This window comes from Thermohalobaculum sp. (genome assembly GCF_058622915.1).
In genome coordinates this window covers 1-6,928 of sequence record NZ_JBZSYN010000064.1, presented here as the reverse complement: position 1 = coordinate 6,928, position 6,928 = coordinate 1, and the positions used below count along the sequence as shown (strand labels likewise).

5 protein-coding genes are annotated in these 6,928 nt (G+C 71.6%); all 5 read left to right on the top strand.

What is annotated here, in order from left to right:
- Positions 1 to 37 precede the first annotated feature (37 nt).
- The 5 genes from lptF (at position 38) to pdxA (ending at position 6,914) form a co-directional block, all read left to right on the top strand.
- A complete protein-coding gene (gene lptF, locus AC32QD_RS05485; RefSeq protein ID WP_492009475.1) occupies positions 38 to 1,198 on the top strand; it encodes an LPS export ABC transporter permease LptF in 1,161 nt (386 codons plus the stop codon).
- The gene (gene lptG / locus AC32QD_RS05480) at positions 1,195 to 2,319 is read left to right on the top strand and encodes an LPS export ABC transporter permease LptG (protein WP_492009474.1); all 1,125 of its coding nucleotides are present in this window, start codon (positions 1,195 to 1,197) and stop codon (positions 2,317 to 2,319) included. The genes lptF and lptG overlap by 4 nt, the downstream gene beginning before the upstream one ends.
- A gap of 53 nt (positions 2,320 to 2,372) precedes the next feature.
- On the top strand, positions 2,373 to 4,595 hold the full coding sequence (locus tag AC32QD_RS05475; protein ID WP_492009473.1) for an LPS-assembly protein LptD: 2,223 nt from the start codon (positions 2,373 to 2,375) through the stop codon (positions 4,593 to 4,595).
- Between the two features lie 40 nt (positions 4,596 to 4,635).
- Positions 4,636 to 5,817 (top strand): peptidylprolyl isomerase, encoded by a 1,182-nt coding sequence (locus AC32QD_RS05470; protein ID WP_492009472.1) that lies wholly within the window; start codon positions 4,636 to 4,638, stop codon positions 5,815 to 5,817.
- A 95-nt stretch (positions 5,818 to 5,912) separates the two neighbouring features.
- Positions 5,913 to 6,914 carry a 4-hydroxythreonine-4-phosphate dehydrogenase PdxA gene (gene pdxA, locus AC32QD_RS05465; protein WP_492009476.1) on the top strand — a complete coding sequence of 334 codons (1,002 nt, stop codon included), beginning with the start codon at positions 5,913 to 5,915 and terminating at the stop codon, positions 6,912 to 6,914.
- Positions 6,915 to 6,928: the final 14 nt, after the last annotated feature.

Genomic DNA, 6,928 nt, shown 5'->3' with positions numbered 1-6,928 from the left:
GCCCGGCCGGGCGGCCCGACCGTTTCGGAGGCCACGTTTGCGCCGGCTCGACAGCTACATCTTCCGCCAGATCGCCGGACCGTTCGTGTTCTTCGTGCTGGTTTTGACCGGCACGATCTGGCTGGCCAAGTCGCTGCAGCTGATCGAGATCATCGTCAACAACGCCCAGTCGGCCGGGACGTTCCTGGAGCTGGCGGTGCTGGTGCTGCCCACGGGGCTGTCGATCGTGCTGCCGGTGTCGTGCTTCGCGGCCACGCTCTACACCGTCAACCGGCTGTTCTCGGACAGCGAGATCGTGGTGATGTTCGCCACCGGCTTCAGCTGGACGGCGCTGATCCGCCCGGTCTTGATGTTCGCCGCGCTGGTCACGCTGGCCACCTATGTGCTGACGCTGGCGGTGATCCCCGGCTCGCAGCGCGAGCTGAGGGCGCGGCTGTTCCAGATCAAGGGCGACGTGGTTTCGGCCTTCCTGCGCGAGGGCGAGTTCGAGTCGCCGGCCAAGGGGGTCACGGTCTACCTGCGCGCCATGGGCCGGCCGGGCGAGATGAAGGGGCTGTTCATCCACGACGAGCGCAAGCCCGGCGAGACCGCCACCTACACGGCGCAGCGCGCCGTGCTGGTGACCGACGACAAGGGCACGCGCCTGGTCATGTTCGACGGCGTGATCCAGATCACCCGCCCCAGCGAGGCCGGCGCGCTGTCGATCCTGCGCTTCCAGCGGCTGGGCTACGACCTGACCCAGTTCATGGGCCACGCGACCAACCGGCGGCGCAAGCCTTCCGAGTTCTACCTGCCGCAGCTGTTCGCCATGACCGCGGCGCAGGCGCGCGCCCAGCACGTGCCGCTGGGCGCCTACCGGGCGGAGGCGCACGAGGCGCTCACCGGGCCGCTCTACGCGCTGGTGTTCGCGCTGGTGGCGGTGGCCTTCGTGGTCGGCCCGGGCTTTCGCCGGCGCGGCTTTCTGGGGCGCATCCTGGCCGCGACCGGGGCGGCGCTGGCGTTCCGCCTGGCCGGGCTGGCGGCCAAGGGCATGGTGGCCGGCCAGGCGGCGCTGTGGCCGACCATGTACCTGCCGCCCGTGGCGGGCATTGCGCTGGCGCTGTGGGTGCTGTCGGGCCGGCGCCTGCCGGGGCGGCGGCTGGCGGGGCGGCGGCTGGCAGGGCGGCGGCGCGCGACCGGCGCGGAGGGCGCGACATGAGCCCCTCGCTTGGCGCCTATATCGCGCGGCGCTTCTTCGGCGCCGCCGCGGGCAGCTTCCTGGGGGTGTTCTTCCTGATCTTCGTCATCCACCTGGTCGAGCTCTTGCGCAAGAACAGCCAGGGCACCGCCAGCTTCCCCGACCTGGTGGGCATGTCGCTGCTGCACGCACCCACGGTGACGCTGACCGTGGCGCCCTTCACCATGCTGTTGGCGGCGCTGACCTGCTTTGCCATGCTGGCGCGCTCGAGCGAGCTGGTGGTGATACGGGCGGTCGGGGTCTCGGTGTGGCAGCTCTTGCTGCCAGCGGGGGCGGTGGCGCTGGCGCTCGGGATCTTCATCGTCACCGCCTTCAACCCGCTGGCCGCCGCCTTCGCCAAGCGCTACGAGGCGCTGGAGGTGGCCTATTTTGACCCCGGATCGAGCAGCATGGCCTTCGCCGGCGGCGGGCTGTGGCTGCGCCAGGGCGGCAAGCTGGGCCAGACCGTGATCCGCGCCAGGGGCGCGAGCGGCACCGGCGAGCGGCTGTGGTCGGTGAGCGTGTTCGAGTTCGGCACCGGCGACCGGCTGGTCAAGCGCATCGAGGCGCGCTCGGCGGTGCTCGAGCCCGGCGCGTGGCGGCTGCACGGGGTGCGGTCGTGGGAGCTGGCGAACCTCGACATGCAGAGTGCCCAGCGCTCGGAGCTGGTGACCCGGCCGACGCGCTCGAACGCGCTGCGGATCCCGACCGACCTGACGCCCGAGCGCATCCAGGAGAGCTTCGCGCCGCCGCGCACCATCTCGTTCTGGCAGCTGCCGGGATTCATCGCGCTGCTCGAGCACGCCGGCTTCAACGCCGCGCGGCACCGGCTGCACTGGGAGGGGCTGCTGGCCCTACCGGTGGTGTTCGTCGCCATGCTGCTGATCGGCGCGGGCTTTGCCATGCGCCACGCGCGGCTGGGCGGCGCGGGCTATCGCGCGCTGGCCTGCGTGCTGGCGGGGTTTGCCTATTTCTTCCTCTCCGACCTGGCCACGGCGCTGGGCTCGTCGGGCGCGGTGCCGGTGCTGATCGCCGCCTGGGCGCCGCCGGTCTCGGCGGTGATGTTCGCTCTGGGGTTGCTGCTGCATCTCGAGGACGGCTAGAAAGGGAGGGGTCGCCTGCCGGGGAGGCGGCCCGGGGACGAGGGGTTTCCGCAATGCGCCGAGGCATGGGTGCGCTGACGGGTGCACTGCTGGGCGGCCTCGCAGCCGCTGTCCTGCTCGTCTCGCCGGGGCCGGCGGAGGCGAAGATGTCGGGCATGCAGCCCGCGCCCAAGCCCACGGCGGCCAAGCAGCCCAGCAGCGAGGCGGCGCGCGTGCTGTCCAAGGTGCCGCCGGTCAAGCCGAACCTGCCCGTGGCGTTGCTTGCGGACGATGTCCAGTACGACGACAAGACCGGCCGCGTGGTCGCCACCGGCCACGTGCAGATCTTCTATGGCCAGCGCACGCTGACGGCGGACCGCGTGATCTACGACAGCCGCGCCGGCAAGATCACCGCCGAGGGCAAGCTGGTCATGCGCGACCCCTCGGGCGTCACCGTCTTCGGCAGCTTCGCCGAGCTCGACAGCGACCTGCGCAACGGGCTGGTGCGCGGCGCCAAGGCGGTCATCGCCGAGAACATCAAGCTCTCCGCGGTCGAGGCGCGGCGCGTCGAGGGCCGCTACAATGTGCTGTCGAAGGCGGTCTACAGCCCGTGCAACGTCTGCGCGCACAACCCCACACCGCTGTGGCGCATCCGCGCGCGCAAGGTGATCCACGACCAGAAGGAGCACCGCATCCACTACGAGGACGCCACGTTCGACCTGTTCGGCGTGCCGGTGATGTGGCTGCCCTGGCTGAGCCAGCCCGATCCGACGGTGAAGCGGGCGTCGGGCTTCCTGGTGCCGAGTTTCCAGCAGTCCTCGACCTACGGCTTCGGCGTGCAGGTGCCCTATTACTGGGTGATCGACAACTACTCGGACCTGACCTTCACGCCGTTCCTGACCACCGGCGCGCCGCCGATCGGCATCGTCGAGTACCGGCGCAACTTCCAGGGCGGCACCCTGCAGCTCGAGGGAAGCCTCACCTACGACAACTACACCGGCCAGTACGAGCCGCACGGCCATCTGGTGGCGCATGGCGACTTCAAGCTGCCGGCCAAGTTCCACTGGGGCTTCGACGGCACGCTGGTGACCGACGACGGCTACCTGGCGCGCTACAACTTCTCGAACGAGGACCGGCTGACCAGCGAGCTGTGGCTGCGCCGCTATGGCAGCAGCGGCTTCTTCGACCTCACCGGCGTCTATTTCCGCAGCCTGCGCAACGACGAGCCGGCCAATCAGATCCCGCTGGTGGTGCCCGATTTCAACGCCCGCTACAACGTGCCCAAGCATGTGCTGGGCGGCGAGCTCGGCTTCTTCGCCTCGAGCGCCGTGCTTCTGCGCGACCAGGGGCTGGACGCCAACCGCATGAGCATCGGCGCCGACTGGGAGCGGCGCGCGGTGCTGCCCTGGGGGCTGGCGCTGAGGGGCTTTGCCAAGGTGCGCGGCGACCTCTACATGACCAGCCATTTCGGCACCTTCGACAGCGCCACCGCCACCCGCTTCTCGCCGCTGGCCGGCGTGGAGGCGCGCTATCCGCTGATCGACACGACCGGCGGCGGCGTCAGCCACGTGATCGAGCCCATCGCCCAGGCGATCATCGCCCCCTACGGGCTGAACCCCAGCGACATCCCCAACGAGGACAGCCGGGTGGTCGAGTTCGACACCACCAACCTGTTCGACACCTCGCGCTTTCCCGGCTACGACCTGGTCGAGGAGGGCCCCCGCCTCAATCTGGGCCTGCGCTACGACCTGATCGCGCCGAACGGGGTGGGGTTCGATGCCACCATCGGCCGGGTGCTGCGCCCGCGCTCGCTGCACGCCTTCAGCGCCGGGTCCGGGCTGAGGGATCCCGCCTCGGACTGGGTCGCCGGCTGGGCGCTGCACTACCCGCCCTATGTGACGTTGCAACACCGCTTCCGCGTCGGCGACGACGGCTCGCTCGCGCGCAACGAGGTCGACGCCCAGTTCGCCTATGGCCCGGCCACACTCTCGCTCGGCTATGTCTTCCTCAGGAACGACCCGTCGGTCCAGGCGCCGCACAACCGCGAGGAGGTGAACGCGCATGGCGACCTGACGCTGACCCGCAACTGGAAGCTGTCCGGCCTGGTCCGCCGCGACCTGGAGCGCAACCGCTTCGTCGAGGCGGGCGGCGGCCTGGCCTACGAGAACGAGTGCTGCCGGGTCGAGCTGTTCGTCAAGCGCCGCTTCACCAATCGCCAGGACGCGCCGCCCTCGACCACCGTCGGGTTGCAGCTGAGGCTTTTCACGCTGGGCAACAACGACTACACGAGCCGCTAGGGGCGCCGATGCGCCCGCAGGACGGATTCGGAGAGCATTCATGCTGAAGACGACGCTTGCCTTCCCGCGTGCCCCTGGCTTGCCGCGTGCCCCTGGCTTGCCGCGTGCCCCCGCCCTGACGCTGGTGGCGGCGCTTGTTGCCTGCCTGGCGCTCGCGGCGCCCGGCGCCCGCGCCCAGGACGCAGGCGGGCTGCCGCCCAGCGCAGGACAGGCCAGCGCGGGACAGGCCAGCACGATACAGCTCGGCGCGGGTCAGGCAGGTTCGGGGCAGGCAGGTTCGGGGCAGGCAGGTTCGGGGCAGGCAGGCTCGGGGCAGGCAGGTTCAGGGCAGGCAGGGGCCGCGGCGGCCACGCCGTTCCGCCCGGTCGCGGTGGTGAATGGCTCGGCGATCACCGGCTACGACCTCGAGCAGCGCGCCCAGATCCTGGCGCTGATGGGCTATCCGAAGAACGACCCGAATGCGCTGCGCAAGGAGGCGCTGAACCGGCTGATCGACGACCGGCTCGAGATGCAGGAGGGCAAGCGCCTCGGCATCAAGGCCAGCGAGAAGGACGTCAAGGTCGGGATCGCGGAGATGGCGAAGCTCGCCGGCACGAAGCCCGACAAGATGATGGCGACGTTCTCGGCGCACGGCATCAGCCCGGAGGCGGTCGACGACATGGTCAGGGCCAACGTGGTCTGGCGCGAGGTCGTGCGCCAGCGCTTCGCCAGCCAGGTTGAGCCGGGCGAGTCCGAGATCAGCGCCGAGCTGAAAAAGCTCAAGGAGCAGACCGGCGAAGCCTACCAGATCGCCGAGATCGGCCTGCCGCTCAAGGGCGACGGGCGCACCCCGGCGCAGACCAAGGCGCTGGCCGAGCGGCTGTCCTCCGAGCTGTCGCTGGGCGGCGATTTCGAGAAGGCGGTGCGCCGCTACTCGCGCGCGCCGAGCGCGAAGAAGGGCGGCCAGGTCGGCTGGGTCACATCCTCGTCGCTGCCGCCGCGCATCGCCAAGGCACTGGCCGGGCTGAACCCGGGCGACGTCACCAAGCCGATCAAGGTCGCCGCCGGCTATTCGATCCTCAAGGTGCTGGACAAGCGCGCCGAGTCCGGCAAGTCGATCGACACCAACAACCCGGATCTGCGCCGGCGGGCGCGGGCGCAGCTGGCCAACCAGCAGGGAGCCCGGCTGGCCGAGGGCCTGTTGCAGCAGCTGCGCCGAGACGCGCTGATCCAGACCAGATGAGCGCGGCGCAGGCAGGGCGGAGGCCGGCGGTGTCCAAGCGGCGCGCCGACCCGCTCGCCCCGGACGCTCCCCCGGCGCTTCCCCTGGCGCTCCCCCTGGCGCTCCCCCTGGCGCTGACCATGGGCGATCCCGCCGGCATCGGCGGCGAGATCGCGCTGGCGGCCTGGGCGAGCGGGCGCGTGCGCCATCCCTTCTTCCTGATCGGCGACCCGGCCTGGCTGGCGCCGCTGGCGCTGCGCGCCGGCGTCGCGGTGATCGAGATCGCCGAGGCCGGGGCCGCGGCCGCGGCCTATCCGGGCGGGCTGCCGGTGCTGCCGCTCGGCCTCGCCGCGCCGGTCGTGCCGGGCCGGCCCGACCCGGCCAACGCGCCGGCGGTGGTCGCGGCGATCGAGCGCGCCGTCGGGCTGGTGGAGACCGGCGCCGCGGCGGCCGTGGTGACCAACCCGATCAACAAGAAGGCGCTGCGGGACGGCGCGGGCTTCGCCTTTCCCGGCCATACCGAGTTCCTGGCGCATCTGGCGGGCGCGGCGCGCCCGGTGATGATGCTGGCCTCGCCGCTGTTGCGCGTGGTGCCGGTGACCGTCCACATCCCGCTTCGCGAGGTGCCCGGCGCCCTGAGCGGCGCGCTGATCGAGGAGACCGCGCGGATCACCGCCGAGGCGCTCGAGCGCGACTTCGGCATCGAGCGGCCGCGGCTGGCGGTGGCGGGGCTCAACCCCCATGCCGGCGAGGGCGGGCAGATCGGGCGCGAGGAGATCGAGCTGATCGGACCCGCGCTCGAGCGGCTGCGCGCCGCGGGGCTGGACGTCGCCGGGCCGCTGCCGGCCGACACCATGTTCCACAGGCCGGCGCGGGCGCGCTATGACGCGGCGCTGACCATGTATCACGATCAGGGCCTGATCCCGCTCAAGGCGCTGGACTTCGACCGCGGCGTGAACGCGACGCTGGGCCTGCCCTTCGTGCGCACCTCGCCCGACCACGGCACCGCCTACGACATCGCCGGCAGCGGCGGCGCCAGCCCGGCGAGCCTGATCGAGGCGCTGAACCTGGCCGGCGAGATGGCGGCGCGCCGCCTCGCCGCCGAGCGGGAGGCGTGAGCGCCGGGCCGGGC

Bases quoted from the DNA above. Each gene is read 5' to 3' on its own strand.
- lptG (WP_492009474.1), top strand. From the start codon at position 1,195: ATGAGCCCCTCGCTTGGCGCCTATATCGCGCGGCGCTTCTTCGGCGCC.
- AC32QD_RS05475 (WP_492009473.1), top strand. From the start codon at position 2,373: ATGCGCCGAGGCATGGGTGCGCTGACGGGTGCACTGCTGGGCGGCCTC.
- AC32QD_RS05470 (WP_492009472.1), top strand. From the start codon at position 4,636: ATGCTGAAGACGACGCTTGCCTTCCCGCGTGCCCCTGGCTTGCCGCGT.